Origin of the sequence: Kribbella sp. NPDC051936 (assembly GCF_040680955.1) — a bacterium.
Classification (GTDB): domain Bacteria; phylum Actinomycetota; class Actinomycetes; order Propionibacteriales; family Kribbellaceae; genus Kribbella.
Genome location: NZ_JBFAXS010000009.1, coordinates 294024 through 308021 on the forward strand (window position 1 = coordinate 294024; position 13998 = coordinate 308021).

A 13998-nucleotide genomic window follows, 5' to 3' on the forward strand; every position below is an offset into this window, starting at 1 on the left:
TCAGCCTGAGCATCGCCACGCGTCGCGGCCGCACCGACGGGATCGACGAGGTCACCTCGTGGATGCCGGTACACACCGCTGGTTGGACTGCGGCCCGTCCGAGACCTGCGTCGCCGTGACTCCTCACATCACGGCGCTGCTCGGCGAGCCTTTTCATCGCTGACACACTTCCCCCTTCTCATCGTGTACTACCCCCGAGTGACGGCGGATACGGCCGTGTTCACGTCACACGACCGCACACTCCCCCGTCCTCCCCGCACCCGGAAACGACGCGGAAGTGATCAGGCAACCCTCGCTGAGAGTGACGACGTTTTCAAGGGATCGTGACCGGAATCCCGAGTGCCGGAATTCCTGTCCAGGAAAGCTCTACTGACCACCGAAGCCGGTGGTCGCGATGCCCTTGATGATCTGTCGCTGGAAGAACAGGAACACCACGACCAGCGGCAGCGCGGCCAGGATCGCGGACGCCATGTTCTGCGCGTACTGCAAGCCGTAGGCGCTCTTGACGGTCTGCAGGCCGACGGGCAGCGTCATCAGGTCCGCGTCCGTGGTCACGATGAACGGCCAGAGGAAGTTGTTCCACGCACCGATGAACACGAAGATCGCCACCGCCGCGAGGATCGGCCGCGACAACGGCAGCACGACCGACCAGAACACCCGCAGCCTGCCCGCGCCGTCGACCCGGGCCGCATCCTCCAGTTCCACCGGGATCTGGTCGAAGAACCGCTTGAGAATCAGCACCATCGCGGGCGCGAACGCCTGCGGCAGGATGATGCCCCAATAGGTGTCGACCAGGTTGAACGCCAGCATCTGCCGGAACAACGGCACGATCAGCAACTGCGGCGGAATGATGATCGCGGCGATGATCGCGGCGTACAACAATCGCTTGCCCTTGAAGTTCACCCGCGAGAACGCGTAGCCGGCCAGCGCCGACGTCGCGACCGTGATGAGCGTGATCGCCACCGACGTGATCAGGCTGTTCCAGGCCCAGGACGGGATGTCGCCGGCCGACAGCACCTTGCGATAGGCCTCGAAGCTGAACCCGTCCGGCGGGTTCAGCGTGAGCTGCGACGCACCGGCGTCCGCCTCGCTCTTCAGCGACGTGAGCACGGCCCAGCCGAACGGCACCAGCCAGGTTACGGCCAGCACCGCAAGCACCAGCAGCGCGGCCGTTCTGGACACGCTCCAGGGGTTTTCGCCCGGCTTGCGCGTTTGTTTGATCCCACGACTCAGGGTGTAGGTGCTCACGAGGCGCTCCTGCGGTTGATCAGCTTGTACTGCGCCAGCGACACCAGGACGATGAGCGCGAAGAACAGGTACGAGATGGCCGACGAGTAGCCGAACCGGTAGCCGGTGAAGCCGGACTCGTAGATGTACTGCACGATCGACCGCGTCTTCCCGGCCGGACCGCCGTTGGTCAGCATGTAGATCTGGTCGAAGACCTTCAGCGAGGCGAGGATCTGCAGCGTCACGATCAGTGCCGTGGTCGGCGTCAGCTGCGGGATCACGATCGAGAACAGCTGCCGCCACTTGCCGGCGCCGTCCAGCGCCGCGGCCTCGAACTGCTGCTCGGGGATGTTCTGCAGCGCTGCCAGGTAGAGCAGGAAGTTGAACCCGATCGTCCACCACAGCGTGGTGATCACGACCGAGATCATCGCCACCTTCGGATCCTGCAGCCACGCGACCGGTGCGGTCCCGAACTTGGCCAGGACGCCGTTGATCAACCCGAGCGTCGGGTTGTACATCCAGCTCCAGAACATCACGACGACGGTCGATGCCAGCAGGTACGGCATGAAGAACGACAGGCGCCAGAGCCAGCGCCCCGGCAGGCCCAGGTTCACCAGCAGGGCAAGCGCGAGCGACAGGACCACGAGCGGGACCGTGCTCAGCACCGTGAACCACAACGTGTTCCCGAGCGACTTCCACATGTCCGGGTCGCGCAAGGCGTCGGCGTAGTTGCTGAATCCGACCAGTCCGCTGCCCGCACCGGTCAGCGTCTCGCCGGTGAAGCTCAGGTACAGGCCGTACAGCGCCGGTACGACGAGAAAGAGCCCGAACAGTACGGCGAACGGCGCCGCGAAGGCCCAGCCGGCGAAGGTCTCGCCCCGCTTCGCCCGCGCCCTGCCCTGCGCTGTGACCTCTTCCGCCGCGGCGGTCGGAGTGTCGATGACGGTAGACATCTGTGCCTCTCCTCTCACACCGGCTGCGGACGGTCGAGCAGCTTGTTCAGCCGGGCGACGAACCCGTCGAACCCGGCCGCCGGGTCACCACTGCCGAGGAACACGTTCTGCACGTTCTCGGCGAAGTAGTTCTGGAAGTCGCTGCCTGCACCGCTGAACCACACGTCCGGGTCGTAGTTCACGTAGCCCGGGATCCCCGCGTAGTTCGACTGCGGCTTCAGCGCCTGGTACTCCGCGCTGGTCGCGACCGGCTGGTACGCCGGGATGTGACCGCCGCCGGCCCACTTCACCGACCGCTTCAGCAGTTCGGCCACCATCGTGTACACGTGCTTGCGGCGTTCCGGCGACACCTTCGACTGCCGCGGCAGCACGAACGTGTGCGAGTCGGCGTACGCGGCCTGGGTCCCGAACATCGTCGGGATCGGCACCGCGTCGACGGGCAGCTTCGCCTCCTTCAGCACCGGGAGCTCCCAGACGCCGCCGAAGAACATGCCGCTCTCGCCGTGCAGGAACTCGCTGGTCGCCGTGCCGCCATCGCCGCTGCGCGAGGCGATCGTGTCGTTGAGCAACGACTGCACGAAGCTCAGCGTCTTGACTGCGGCGTCCTTGTCCACCTTGGCCGGCTGCCCGGGCACGAGCGTCATGTCGGCGCCGGTCTGCTTGTAGAGCGTGTACCAGAGCCGCCACATCTGGGCGCCGTCGCCGAGGTAGCCGTACGACAGGCCGTGCTTGCCGGTGACCTTCTGCAGCTTGGTCGCGACCTCGGTGAACTCCTCCGGGCTCTTCAGCGTGTGCAGCGCCTCGGTGACACCGGCCTTCTCGGCGTGCTCGGTGTTGTAGTAGAGCACGAACGGGTGGGTGTCGAGCGCGATCGCGTACAGCTTCCCGTCGTACTGGCACTTCTCCCAGACGCGGGCCGGGAAGTCGCTCTCGCGCAGGCCGGCCTCGGCGAGCAGGTCCAGGTCCCACGGCTCGAGCAGGCCGCCCGGCGCGTAGCCCGCGATCCGGGACGCGTGCATGATCGCCACGTCCGGGGCGCGGCCGCCGGCGGAGGCCATCGCGAGCTTCGTGTAGTACGGCGGTCCCCAGGCCAGCACGGTCTGGGTGGTGTGAAAGCCGAGGTTCGCGGCGTTGACGGCGTCCACCAGGCCTGCCATCACCGTGCCGTCACCACCGGTCAAGAGGTGCCAGTAGTTCAGGTCGGCCGTCGAGCGGGACGCGCCGGGCGCGCAGCCGACGAGCAACCCGCCACCGGCCAGCGCGGCCGCTGTCTTCAGCAGGCTGCGGCGGGAGAAATCTGCAGTCATTCGGTCTCCTTCGGGGGCGGGACCGATGATTACATCGTTAGAATGGCCGGCACAAGACTCCGATGTGCGATTTTGTGGAAACGTATCCGTTATCGTGCGGTACTGGCGCGCTGGACAACGCGGTGCGGAATCATCACCCTGCGTGGCGGTGCCGTCTTGTCCGCCATCCGCTCGGCGAGCAGGTCGAGGGCGGCGGCGACGAACGCGCGCCGGTCGAAGTCGATCGTGGTCAGCGGCGGGATCATGAACTGGCTGTCGAGGATGTTGTCGAACCCGGCGACGAGCGTCTGCCTCGGGACGTCGATGCCCGCGCTCCACAGCGCCGCCAGGGTGCCGGACGCCATCGTGTCGGTGAAGCAGAAGAACGCGTCGGGCAGCTCGTGCTCGGTCAGGTACTTCCCCACCACGGTCGCGGCGCCCTCGGGCCGCCAGCGGTCGAGGCTGATCTCGAGCCCCGGATCGAGCGGTACGCCGGCCTGCTCGAGCGCCTGCCGGTAGCCCGCGGTCCGCAGCCGCGAGGCCGCCGTCCCCGGCGACTGGGCCGATCCGCCCAGCATGCCGGCGCCGCTCGAGCCGCGCGGGATCTCCGGCGTACCGACGGCGACGATCCGCCGGCATCCCTGCGCCAGCAAGTGGTTCGTCATGTCCCGCGCGGCCGCGACGTTGTCGATCGCGACCTGGCTGACGACGTCCTGGTCGACGTCGCCGATCAGGACCAGCGGCGGCAGCGGACCGGCCGACGTCACCGCGCTGTCGTCGAGGTTCACCGGGTTCAGGATCAGGCCGTCCACGAGGTACGCGCGGGCCTTCGACAGCAGCTCGAACTCACGGTTCGGCTCGGCCGCGGTCTGCTCGATCTGCACGCCCCAGCCGCGCTCGTGGGCGAGCTCGACGACCAGGTGGACGATCTCCGCCGAGTACGGCCGGAGCAGGTCGGGCAGCGCGAGCGCGATCATGCCGGAGCGGCCGTTGCGCAGGCCGCGGGCGCTCATGTTCGGCACGTAGTCGAGCTCGGCCAGCGCGCTCTCCACCCGGGCACGGGTCTCGGGGCGCACGAAAACGACGCCGTTGATCACGTTCGACACCGTCTTCGGCGACACCCCGGCGAGCTTGGCGACATCTTTGACGGTGGGACGCATGTCGCCCATTGTCACATCTGGCGCACGTTGTCACTCATCAGCGACTGATCAGCGCTCCGCCGTTCACGTGCAGGACCTGGGCGGTGATGTGGCGTGCGGCGGGTGAGGCCAGGAAGTGGATGGTGCCGGCGATGTCCGCGACCTGGCCCTCACGCTTGGTCAACGTTGCCTGCAGCAACGTCTCGCGACGCTCGCCGGTCAGCCGGCCCTTGAAGAACTCGGTCCCGGCGGTGAAACCCGGCGCGACGACGTTCGAGGTGACCCCCCGCGGCCCGAGCTCGGCCGCGATGTCGGCGTTCCAGATCGCCAGCGCCGCCTTCGACGCGCCGTACGAACCCGCGCCGCGCGCACCCGCGATCGAACCCAGATGGACGGCGGCGGTGGTCAGTCGCGGCCCGAGCGCGGCCGTCGTGAGCACCGCGCTGATCAGGTTCGCCTCCAGGTTGCCGAGCCAGTCGGCCTTCAGCCGGGCGAGATCGCCGTCGGCGCCGCCGAAGACGGTGTTGCCGCCGGCGTTGTTGACCAGGACGTCGACCCGCTCGGGCAGTTCGTCCAGCAGCCGCTGTACCTGGGCCGGATCGGTCGCGTCGCACACCACGGCCCGCGCGCCGAGATCCGCGGCGGTCTTCTCGAGTACGTCGGCCCGCCGGCCGGTGATCACCACATCGTCGCCGTCGGCCCGGAACCGCTCCGCGGTCGCCCGCCCGATCCCGGTCGCTCCCCCGGTCACCACGATCGTCCTCATCACACAATCCTCACGTTTAGCTCTAAATGTTTAGACCTAAACGTAGCATGGGTCTCGTGGCCGACAACTACCCTCTCGACGCGCCCAGCGCGTATCCCGCCGCCGAGATCGCACGTGCCTGGCAGCGCGAGCGTCCCGGTACGCCGACCGACTCGATCGAGATCGTCACCCCGCTGTGGCGGCTGGCCAAGCTGTTCGCCGACGACCGCCGTCGCGTGCTGTCGGACGCCGGAGTGGATCCCGCGACGCTCGATCTGCTCAGCGTGCTGCGGCGCGCGGGCACGCCGTACGAGCTGAGCACGCGCGAGCTGGCCCGCCGGACGCTCGTCACCGCCGGAGCGATCTCGCAGCGGGTCGCGCGCGCCGAGGACGCCGGCCTGGTCACCCGGCGGACCGCGGACGACGGGAGTCGTGCGGTCGTCGTCACCCTCACCGCAGCCGGCCACGACCTGATCGAGCGGACGGTCGACCAGGTCCTCACACGGGAGTCCGAACTGGTCGCGTCCCTGTCCCCCACCGCCCGCACCCGGCTCGCGGCCCAGCTCCAGGAACTCCTCGACGAGGTCGCTCGCGTGGCCCGCCAACCTTCACCGCGACGTTGAGACTTTCTGTCAGACGTTTGGCTCGCGCATCCGCTCCAAGTTCGTACGGGCGGTTCAATGAGACCATTGAAGGATGCTTCCTGCTGACAGTCACGACGTCATCCAGGTGCGCGGCGCCCGCGAGAACAACCTCAGCGGCGTCTCGCTCGACATCCCCAAACGCCGGCTCACCGTCTTCACCGGGGTCTCCGGCTCCGGCAAGTCCTCACTCGTCTTCGACACCATCGCCGCCGAGTCCCAGCGGCTGATCAACGAGACCTACACCGCGTTCGTGCAGAACTTCATGCCGAGCCTCGGCCGGCCGGACGTGGACGCGCTGCGGAACCTGTCCGCGGCGATCATCGTCGACCAGGAACGGATCGGCGCCAACGCCCGCTCCACCGTCGGTACGGCGACTGACGCCCACACGATGCTGCGCGTGCTCTTCAGCCGCGCCGGGACGCCGTACGCCGGTCCCCCGTCGGTGTTCAGCTTCAACCGGGCCGAAGGCATGTGCCCGGTCTGTGAGGGGCTCGGCCGGACCACCGAGTTCACCCTCGACGAACTGATCGACCGCGAGAAGAGCCTCAACCAGGGCCCGATCAAGGCGCCCGGCTTCTCGGTCGACAGTTGGCACTGGCAACTGATGGCTCAGTCGGGTCTGTTCGACCCGGACCTGCCGCTCAAGGACTACCCGCCCGAGGCGTGGCACCAGTTCCTCTACCAGGAGCCGATGAAGATCCGGGTCGGGAAGAGCAATCTGACCTTCGAGGGGCTCGTCACCAAGCTGAAACGGCAGTACCTCAGCAAGGACCCGCAGTCGATGCAGAGCCACGCGCGGGCGTTCGCCGAACGCGCGATCCGGCAGGAGACGTGCGGCGAATGCGGGGGCGTCCGGCTCAACGCGGCGGCCCGGAGCGTGACCGTCGACGGGCGGACGATCGGTGAGTGCTCGGCGATGCAGATCAGCGATCTGGCCAATTTCGTTGCCGGCATCAAGCATTCCGGGGTCGGACCGATGCTGGAGGGGCTGCGGGAGTTGCTCGAGTCCTTCGTGACGATCGGCCTGGGATACCTGAGCCTGAACCGCGAGTCGTCCACGCTGTCCGGCGGCGAGGCGCAGCGGGTGAAGCTGGTCCGGCACCTCGGGTCGAGCCTGAGCGACGTCACGTACGTCTTCGACGAGCCGACCGTCGGCCTGCATCCGCACGACATCCAGCAGATGAACGACCTGCTGCTGCAGTTGCGGGACAAGGGCAACACGGTGCTGGTCGTCGAGCACAAACCGGAGACGATCCGGATCGCCGACCACGTCGTCGACCTGGGCCCGGGCGCGGGCCTGGCCGGCGGGCGGCTCTGCTACGCCGGTGACTTGGCCGGCCTGACCGCGTCCGGCACGCTGACCGGGCAGTACCTCGACCATCGGGTGAACGTGCGCGACGACGTACGGCGACCGACCGGGAAGCTCTCGATCGCGCACGCGACACTGCACAATCTCCGCGACGTGAGTGTGGATATCCCGCTCGGCGTCCTCACTGTGGTGACCGGTGTCGCGGGATCCGGGAAGAGCTCACTCGTCCACGGCTCGCTAGCCGGGCGGGACGGTGTGATCATCGCCGGGCAGGAGCCGATCCGCGGGTCGAAGCGGAGCAATCCGGCGACGTACACAGGGCTGCTGGATCCCATCCGCTCGGCTTTCGCCAAGGCGAACAAAGTGAAGCCCGGGCTGTTCAGCGCGAACTCCGTCGGCGCCTGCCCGACGTGCAAAGGCATCGGGCTGGTGTACACCGATCTCGCGATGATGGCCGAGGTCGCGTCGGTCTGCGAGGACTGCAACGGCGCGCGGTTCACCGCCGAGGTGCTCGAGTACCGCCTGCACGGGAAGAACATCAGCGAAGTCCTGCGGATGACGGTCGCCGAGGCCCGGGAGTTCTTCACGACCGGTACGGCGCGGACGATCCTGGACCGGCTCGCCACGGTCGGGCTCGGGTACATCGGGCTCGGACAGCCGTTGACGACACTGTCCGGAGGCGAACGCCAGCGGCTCAAGCTGGCGATCAACGACTGGGGCGGTGGGGTGGAAAACGTCTCCAATACAGCGAAGACGGGTTCGATCTACATCCTCGACGAGCCGACGACCGGGCTGCACCTGGCGGACGTGGACAAGCTGCTCGGCATGCTCGACACCCTGGTGGACCAGGGCAACACGGTCATCGTCATCGAGCACCACCAGGCGGTGATGGCGCACGCCGACTGGCTGATCGACATCGGCCCGGGCGCCGGACACGACGGCGGCCGGGTGGTCTTCACCGGCACGCCCGCGGACCTGGTCGAGAGCAGCCCGACGACGACCGCGGAACACCTGCGCAGGTACGTGTCAGGTGTCTGAGAACCGGGCGATGTCCGCGAGTTCGTGCGTCAGGTCGGCCGGTTCGAAGAGGTCTGTCCGGAGCGTGGCGTGCTCCCAGGTGCCGATCGGCCGGCCGGCCTTCAGCACGGCCGGGCGGAGCATGCCGCCGCCCGGGAAGATGGACTTCGGCAGGTCGACGTGGCGGTCCTGGTAGCCGAGAAGGTACGCGTCGAACTCTCCCAGCAGCCGTACGTCCTGACAGCCGGGCAGGTCGTCGAGGCCTTTGAGCTGGGTGGTCCCGACCTCGAAAGAGGTCGTGGCCACCGCTTCGACGGCTCGCCGGGCGAGCGGCACCGGCAGACCCGACCAGGTCGCGAAGTCACGTGCCGTGGCTGGGCCGTACGCGGTCAGGTACCGGCGGGCGAGGTCCTCGGGATCACCTTCGAGGACCAGTGGTTTGCCGAGCCAGTCACGGACCGCGACCCAGGTCTCGCCAGGTCCGTAGCAGAGTCGCCCGAGCAGGCCGGTGTAGCGGATCAGGGCATATACCGCCTGCCCTTTCGGCTCCGCGATCAGCCCGGCCCGCAGCAGTACGTCGGCCAGTTCGGCGCGGTTGCTCGGTCCGTGGGCGAGCAACCACTCCTCCAGGACGTCGGCCGCCTCCGCACGGACGCGCTCCGGCAGCCCGAGTTCGCCGTACCGGCGTTCGGTGTCCTTGATCAGTTTCGGGCCGAGCAGACCCAGCAACGGGCCGGCGTCCTCGGTCGCCACGAGCTGGATGGTGCCGCGCATGAACCAGCCGCGGAGCACGGAGCGCTCGGTCTCCTGAGCGTGGACCACATCGGCGAGCGTGGTGGACGTCGAGCGGGCGCGGACGGCGTACGTCGCTCCTCGCCAGGTCTGGGCCTGGAGTCCCCCCGTCCGGCGCACGACGTCGGCCACCCCTCCGGGGCCGGCCTCGTTCACCGGACGCGCAAGGCAGTTGGCCTGCATCCTGGCCGCCAGTAGCCAGTCCACAGACCTCCGCACCACCCCAGCATGACACCACGAACCGGCCGTGTCCGCATCTCGAAAGGCAATTTGCCTGGCTCACCCGCGAAATGCGGGGTTCTTCACCCTGAATCAGGGTGAAGAACCCCGCATTTGCCTGGTCAGCCAGGGAAACGTCGGAGCTGGTCAGAGGGCGGGCTGTACGAGGTCGGCGTAGGCCGCCTGGCCGGTGACGTTCGGGTGGTAGGACTCGCTGACCGGGTTCGACAGGCCGTTGATCCACTCCGGACTGCCGCAGACCGAGTGGCCGATGAACTTCGAGGTCGGGTTCACGAACGTGAAACCGGCCGCGCCGGCCGCCGACGAGATCCGCGAGTTCAGCAGGTCGGCGGTCGCGTTCAGCTTGGTCATCTCGTCGGGGCTGAACCAGGTTCCGGCGTTGCAGTCGGTGCCGTTGAACAGCCGCGGGTACCCGACCACGACGACCTTGGCCGCCGTCGCCCGGCTCCGGATCGACGAGTACAGCGTGTTCAGCCGGCCGGGCAGGGTGTTGTTGATGATCGACTGCGCGTTCGCCACGGCGCTGTTGCAGTCACCGAGCCAGGAGGGTTTCGCGCACTCGGTGATCACCGACGAGAACCCGGCATCGTTGCCACCGACCTGGACGGAGACGATGTCGGTCGAACTGGTGACCGACGGCAACTGGCTCGAGGTGACGTTGGCGACCTTGGCGCCGGAGCAGGCGACGAACGTCAGGTTCGCGCCGAGCCGGCCGGCGTCGATGTAGGCGTACGCCTTCGTCGAGCGCTGGCAAGAGCCGCTGCTCTCGATGTAGGTGCGGGTCCCGACGCCGGAGGCGTACGAGTCGCCGAGCGCGACGTAGTTCGGCGCCGCGGCGTGCGCGACACCCGGGCTGAGGAGCATCGCCGCGCCGAGGGCCGCGGCGGACAGCAGACTGACGACTGACTTCATGGGGGCGGACCGCCTTTGCATGAGCGGGAAGTGGCGACAGTAGTACTCAACGTCACTGTTACTGACCCGCGAGTAACACACAAGGGCTTGGTAACAAATTCACCGTGGATTCCCGGTGACCGTCACCAGCTCGACAGGCCCGCTCCGGCCGGCAATGGGTAGCACCCGTCGACGAGCTGCACGCCGGGAGGCAGCAGCCCGCTCTCCAGGTAGATCGTGTTCGGCAGCGCCGCCAGGACATGAATGTGTGCTCCGCCGCCGTGCGACGCGTACGGCACTCCGAACCCGGCCGCCAGCAAGCCGATCTCGAGACAGTCCGTCAGCCCGCCGGCCCGCCGCAGATCGGGCTGTACGACGCCGACGCCGCCGCGCGCGATCAGGTCCCTGAACGCGGCTTGCCCGTAGCGGTTCTCCCCCGTCGCGATCGGGATGTCGAGCTTCTCGGCCAGCCGGACATGACCGTCGGTGTCCCCGGCCGGCAGCGGCTCTTCGAACCACCGGCAGTCCAGCTCCTCGTACACCCGGCCGCGCCGCAGCGCCTCGCCGTACCCGAAGGCCTGGTTCGCGTCGACCATCAGCGGCGCGTCCTGGCCGATCACGTTCCGGACCGCGGTGATCCGCTGCACGTCCTCGGTCAGCGGGCCGCCGCCGACCTTCATCTTCACGCCCTGGAACCCCTGCTCCATCGCCTGTGCGGACACCCGCTCCAGACCGGCGACGTCGAGCTCGAGCCAGCCGACCATCGCGTACGCCGGGATCGCGGTCCGCTGCGCGCCGAGCAACTTCCACACCGGGACGTCGAGCGACCTGCCGAGCAGATCCCACAACGCCTGGTCGATCGCCGAGATCCCGTACGACGACAGGCCCGCCGTCCCCTGGTAGTCGGTCAGGGTCTGCAGCGTCTGCCGGATGCCCCGGATCACGGTCGGGTCCGCTCCGATGATCGCCGGCGCCAGCTGATCGGTGACGATCTTGGCGAGCACGGCCGGTGAGCTCTCGACGCGGCCGAAGTACGTCGTACTCACGCCGCTGACGCCCTCGTCGGTGTCGATCCGGACCCGAGTGAGACCGTCGCGGTCGAGCAGCTGGATCGCGTCGCGGACCGGATGCGCCTTCGGCTCGGACATGACCTCGACGGTGACCGCGGTGATCTTCATGAACGCTCCGGACCGGGGACGGAGAGGGGGTTGAAACCGTACGGCAGCTCGAGCCGGTGCGCGGCCATCAGGCCGGCGTCGCCGAGCAGGTCGCGGGTCTTGCCGTCCGCGACGATCCGGCCGCCGTCCATCAGCAGGCTTCGCTCGCACAGCTGGAGCGCGTACGGGAGGTCGTGGGTGATCATCAGCAGGGTGACGTCTAGCCCGGCGAGGATGTCGGCGAGTTCGCGCCGGGCCGCCGGATCGAGGTTGCTCGACGGCTCGTCCAGCACGAGTACTTCGGGACGCATCGCGAGCACCGTCGCAACCGCGACCCGGCGACGCTGACCGAACGACAGGTGGTGCGGAGCAAGATCGGCGTGGTCCTGCATGCCGACCTGGACCAGGGCTTCCTGGACGCGATCGTCGAGCTCGGAACCGCGCAGGCCCAGATTCGCGGGGCCGAAGGCGACGTCGTCGCGGACCGTCGGCATGAACAACTGGTCGTCCGGGTCTTGGAAGACCAGACCGACCTTGCGCCGGATCGCGGTCAGGTGCTCGCGATGGACGCCGGTGCCGCCGATCCGGATGCGGCCGCTGCCGGTGCCGCCGGCGACCGACCCGAGGATGCCGTTGAGATGCAGCACGAGCGTGGTCTTGCCGGCGCCGTTCGGGCCGAGCAGCGCGACCCGCTCGCCAGGCTCCACGGTGAAGTCGACGCCGAACAGCGCCTGCCGCCCGTCGGGGTAGGCGAAGACCAGCTGCTCGACCTGGATCGCTGGACCGCTCACAAGGCCACCACCCTCGCCGCGACCGCGATCGCCACCGCGGCCAGGGAGATCGTCAGACCCTCGAGCCACTGGCTCCTGGTCGCACCTTCGACGCTCAGCAGCGGCATCCGTCCGGTGTAGCCGCGCGACCGCATCGCCAGATGGACGCGCTCGCCGCGCTCGAAGCTCCGGACGAACAGGGCACCCACTCCCCCGGCGACCGCCTTCAGGTGCCCGGCGCGGCCGCCCGTGTAGCCGCGGGATTCCCGGGCGACCCGCATCCGGTGCAGGTCGTCGGACACGACGCTCAGGTAGCGGACCATGAACGACAGGATCGCCACCAGCGTCGCCGGCAGTCGCAGGCGCTCGAGCCCGGCGAGCAGGTCGCGCGGCGCTGTCGTCGCCGACAGCAGGATCGCCGCGATCACGCCGAGCGTGCCCTTCGCCAGCACGTTCCAGGCGCCGAGCACGCCCGACTGCGACAGGTGCAGCCCGAGGACGTCGATCCGCGGGCCGGTGGCGACGAACGGCAGCAACAACGCGAACACGATGAACGGTGTCTCCACCGCGAGCCGCCGCGACACAACCGGGGCCGGCAGCTTCGCCACCACCACGGCCGCCACGAGCATCGCGGCGTACAGGCCGAACGCCCAGAAGATCGCCGCCGGGGTGGAGACGACCGCGAGCACGAAGACGAACAGCGCGACCAGCTTCACCTGCGCGGGGATGCGGTGGACCGGGCTGTCCACCGCGACGAGCAGGCCGTCTCCGCTCATGAGGCCTTGTTCGCTCGCAGCGACGCCAGTTTCGCGATCGCGAGGCCGACGACGATGGTCACCAGCACGCCGATGATGCCGGCCAGCGCCCCGGAGACCTGGGCGTTGCCGATCCCGTGCACGCCGTAATCGGCCAGCGGGCTGCTCGCGGCTGCCGAGTTCTTGGCCGCGCTGTCGAACCCGAGCTTCGCCCCGACGAACTCCAGGCCGTCCGGGTGCGCGCTCGCGAACAGGCTCAGACCGCCGGCGACCACCAGCGTCACCGCGATGCCGACGCCGAGCGACCGGCCCGCCGGCCGCGCCGCGATGGGGCGGTCCGGGGAGACGGTGGACGTGTTGCCGGCGGCATCGACCAGCACGAGGTCCTGCCGCAGGTGCCGGGCGGCGTACACCAGGTCCGGCCGGGTCGCGACGACGGCGCTCAGCACGGCGGCGGTGATCACCGCCTCGCCGATGCCGACCAGGATGTGCCAGCCGACCATCGCGGTCGCGAGCTTGCCGAGCGGGATGTCGACCGCACCGCCGATCGCGTACAGCCCGGTGAACGCCAGCGCCGCGACGGGCACCGACACCAATGCGCCGACGGTCGCCGCGGGTACGACGCTGCCGGCCCGGCGCGGCATCACCTTCAGCAGCGCCTTCGTCAGGAAGTACCCGACCAGGACCGTGATCAGGCCCATCAACGTGATGTTCGTACCCAACGCGGTCAGCCCGCCGTCCGCGAACAACAGCCCCTGGACGAGCAGGACCGTGGACATCACCAGTACGGCGGTCCACGGCCCGACCAGCGCGGCGGCCAGCGCTCCCCCGAGCAAGTGACCGCTGGTGCCGGCGCCGACCGGGAAGTTCACCATCTGCACCGCGAACACGAACGCCGCGGTCAGCCCGGCCAGCGCCGGACCGGTCTCACGGAGCTCGCGGTTCGCGCGCTGCAGGCTGAAACCGACCGCCCCGGCAGCGATCAGGCCGGTGGCGACGGACGTTGGCGCGTCGAAGAACCCGTCAGGTACATGCACTCCGACATTCTTGATCTAGTTGCGACCGATTCGCAA

13 protein-coding genes are annotated in these 13998 nt (G+C 68.7%); 2 read left to right on the plus strand and 11 right to left on the minus strand.

Going from position 1 to position 13998, the window contains the following annotated elements; translation table 11 throughout:
- Positions 1 to 366: 366 nt before the first annotated feature.
- From AB0L64_RS31770 to AB0L64_RS31790, 5 genes are all read right to left on the minus strand, one after another.
- Complete coding sequence (locus AB0L64_RS31770; RefSeq protein WP_363716111.1) at positions 367 to 1248, minus strand: carbohydrate ABC transporter permease; 882 nt, start codon at positions 1246 to 1248, stop codon at positions 367 to 369.
- Complete coding sequence (locus tag AB0L64_RS31775) at positions 1245 to 2180, minus strand: sugar ABC transporter permease (protein WP_363716113.1); 936 nt, start codon at positions 2178 to 2180, stop codon at positions 1245 to 1247. Before AB0L64_RS31775 ends, AB0L64_RS31770 begins: the two co-directional genes overlap by 4 nt.
- 14 nt (positions 2181 to 2194) lie before the next feature.
- A complete protein-coding gene (locus AB0L64_RS31780) occupies positions 2195 to 3487 on the minus strand; it encodes an extracellular solute-binding protein (RefSeq protein WP_363716115.1) in 1293 nt (430 codons plus the stop codon).
- 89 nt (positions 3488 to 3576) lie between these two features.
- Positions 3577 to 4626 (minus strand): LacI family DNA-binding transcriptional regulator, encoded by a 1050-nt coding sequence (locus AB0L64_RS31785; RefSeq protein WP_363716117.1) that lies wholly within the window; start codon positions 4624 to 4626, stop codon positions 3577 to 3579.
- Positions 4627 to 4663: 37 nt separating this feature from the next.
- Positions 4664 to 5371: an SDR family oxidoreductase gene (locus AB0L64_RS31790; protein WP_363716119.1), complete on the minus strand. Its 708-nt coding sequence runs from the start codon at positions 5369 to 5371 to the stop codon at positions 4664 to 4666.
- A 47-nt stretch (positions 5372 to 5418) separates the two neighbouring features.
- On the opposite strand from AB0L64_RS31790, the gene AB0L64_RS31795 reads away from it, so the two are divergent.
- Both AB0L64_RS31795 and AB0L64_RS31800 read left to right on the plus strand, forming a co-directional pair.
- The gene (locus AB0L64_RS31795; protein WP_363716121.1) at positions 5419 to 5973 is read left to right on the plus strand and encodes a MarR family transcriptional regulator; all 555 of its coding nucleotides are present in this window, start codon (positions 5419 to 5421) and stop codon (positions 5971 to 5973) included.
- Between the two features lie 73 nt (positions 5974 to 6046).
- On the plus strand, positions 6047 to 8341 hold the full coding sequence (locus AB0L64_RS31800) for an excinuclease ABC subunit UvrA (protein WP_363716123.1): 2295 nt from the start codon (positions 6047 to 6049) through the stop codon (positions 8339 to 8341).
- On the opposite strand, the gene AB0L64_RS31805 is transcribed toward AB0L64_RS31800, so the two are convergent.
- The 6 genes from AB0L64_RS31805 to AB0L64_RS31830 all read right to left on the minus strand — a co-directional run bounded on the left by AB0L64_RS31805 (position 8330) and on the right by AB0L64_RS31830 (position 13962).
- Complete coding sequence (locus tag AB0L64_RS31805) at positions 8330 to 9331, minus strand: winged helix DNA-binding domain-containing protein (protein ID WP_363716125.1); 1002 nt, start codon at positions 9329 to 9331, stop codon at positions 8330 to 8332. The two genes, AB0L64_RS31800 and AB0L64_RS31805, sit on opposite strands and share 12 nt — an antisense overlap.
- 147 nt (positions 9332 to 9478) lie before the next feature.
- Positions 9479 to 10264, minus strand: a complete 786-nt coding sequence (locus AB0L64_RS31810) for an SGNH/GDSL hydrolase family protein (protein ID WP_363716127.1) — start codon at positions 10262 to 10264, stop codon at positions 9479 to 9481.
- A 122-nt stretch (positions 10265 to 10386) separates the two neighbouring features.
- Complete coding sequence (locus AB0L64_RS31815; RefSeq protein WP_363716129.1) at positions 10387 to 11421, minus strand: mandelate racemase/muconate lactonizing enzyme family protein; 1035 nt, start codon at positions 11419 to 11421, stop codon at positions 10387 to 10389.
- Positions 11418 to 12191, minus strand: coding sequence for an ABC transporter ATP-binding protein (locus AB0L64_RS31820; protein WP_363716131.1), 774 nt, complete (start codon positions 12189 to 12191; stop codon positions 11418 to 11420). Before AB0L64_RS31820 ends, AB0L64_RS31815 begins: the two co-directional genes overlap by 4 nt.
- Positions 12188 to 12946, minus strand: coding sequence for a cobalt ECF transporter T component CbiQ (gene cbiQ, locus AB0L64_RS31825; RefSeq protein WP_363716133.1), 759 nt, complete (start codon positions 12944 to 12946; stop codon positions 12188 to 12190). Before cbiQ ends, AB0L64_RS31820 begins: the two co-directional genes overlap by 4 nt.
- On the minus strand, positions 12943 to 13962 hold the full coding sequence (locus AB0L64_RS31830; protein WP_363716135.1) for an energy-coupling factor ABC transporter permease: 1020 nt from the start codon (positions 13960 to 13962) through the stop codon (positions 12943 to 12945). The genes cbiQ and AB0L64_RS31830 overlap by 4 nt, the downstream gene beginning before the upstream one ends.
- Positions 13963 to 13998 lie beyond the last annotated feature (36 nt).

Coding starts and splice junctions, on each gene's coding strand:
- AB0L64_RS31775 (WP_363716113.1), bottom strand. CDS start 2,180: ATGTCTACCGTCATCGACACTCCGACCGCCGCGGCGGAAGAGGTCACA.
- AB0L64_RS31780 (WP_363716115.1), bottom strand. CDS start 3,487: ATGACTGCAGATTTCTCCCGCCGCAGCCTGCTGAAGACAGCGGCCGCG.
- AB0L64_RS31785 (WP_363716117.1), bottom strand. CDS start 4,626: ATGCGTCCCACCGTCAAAGATGTCGCCAAGCTCGCCGGGGTGTCGCCG.
- AB0L64_RS31790 (WP_363716119.1), bottom strand. CDS start 5,371: ATGAGGACGATCGTGGTGACCGGGGGAGCGACCGGGATCGGGCGGGCG.
- AB0L64_RS31795 (WP_363716121.1), top strand. CDS start 5,419: ATGGGTCTCGTGGCCGACAACTACCCTCTCGACGCGCCCAGCGCGTAT.
- AB0L64_RS31800 (WP_363716123.1), top strand. CDS start 6,047: ATGCTTCCTGCTGACAGTCACGACGTCATCCAGGTGCGCGGCGCCCGC.
- AB0L64_RS31810 (WP_363716127.1), bottom strand. CDS start 10,264: ATGAAGTCAGTCGTCAGTCTGCTGTCCGCCGCGGCCCTCGGCGCGGCG.
- AB0L64_RS31815 (WP_363716129.1), bottom strand. CDS start 11,421: ATGAAGATCACCGCGGTCACCGTCGAGGTCATGTCCGAGCCGAAGGCG.
- cbiQ (WP_363716133.1), bottom strand. CDS start 12,946: ATGAGCGGAGACGGCCTGCTCGTCGCGGTGGACAGCCCGGTCCACCGC.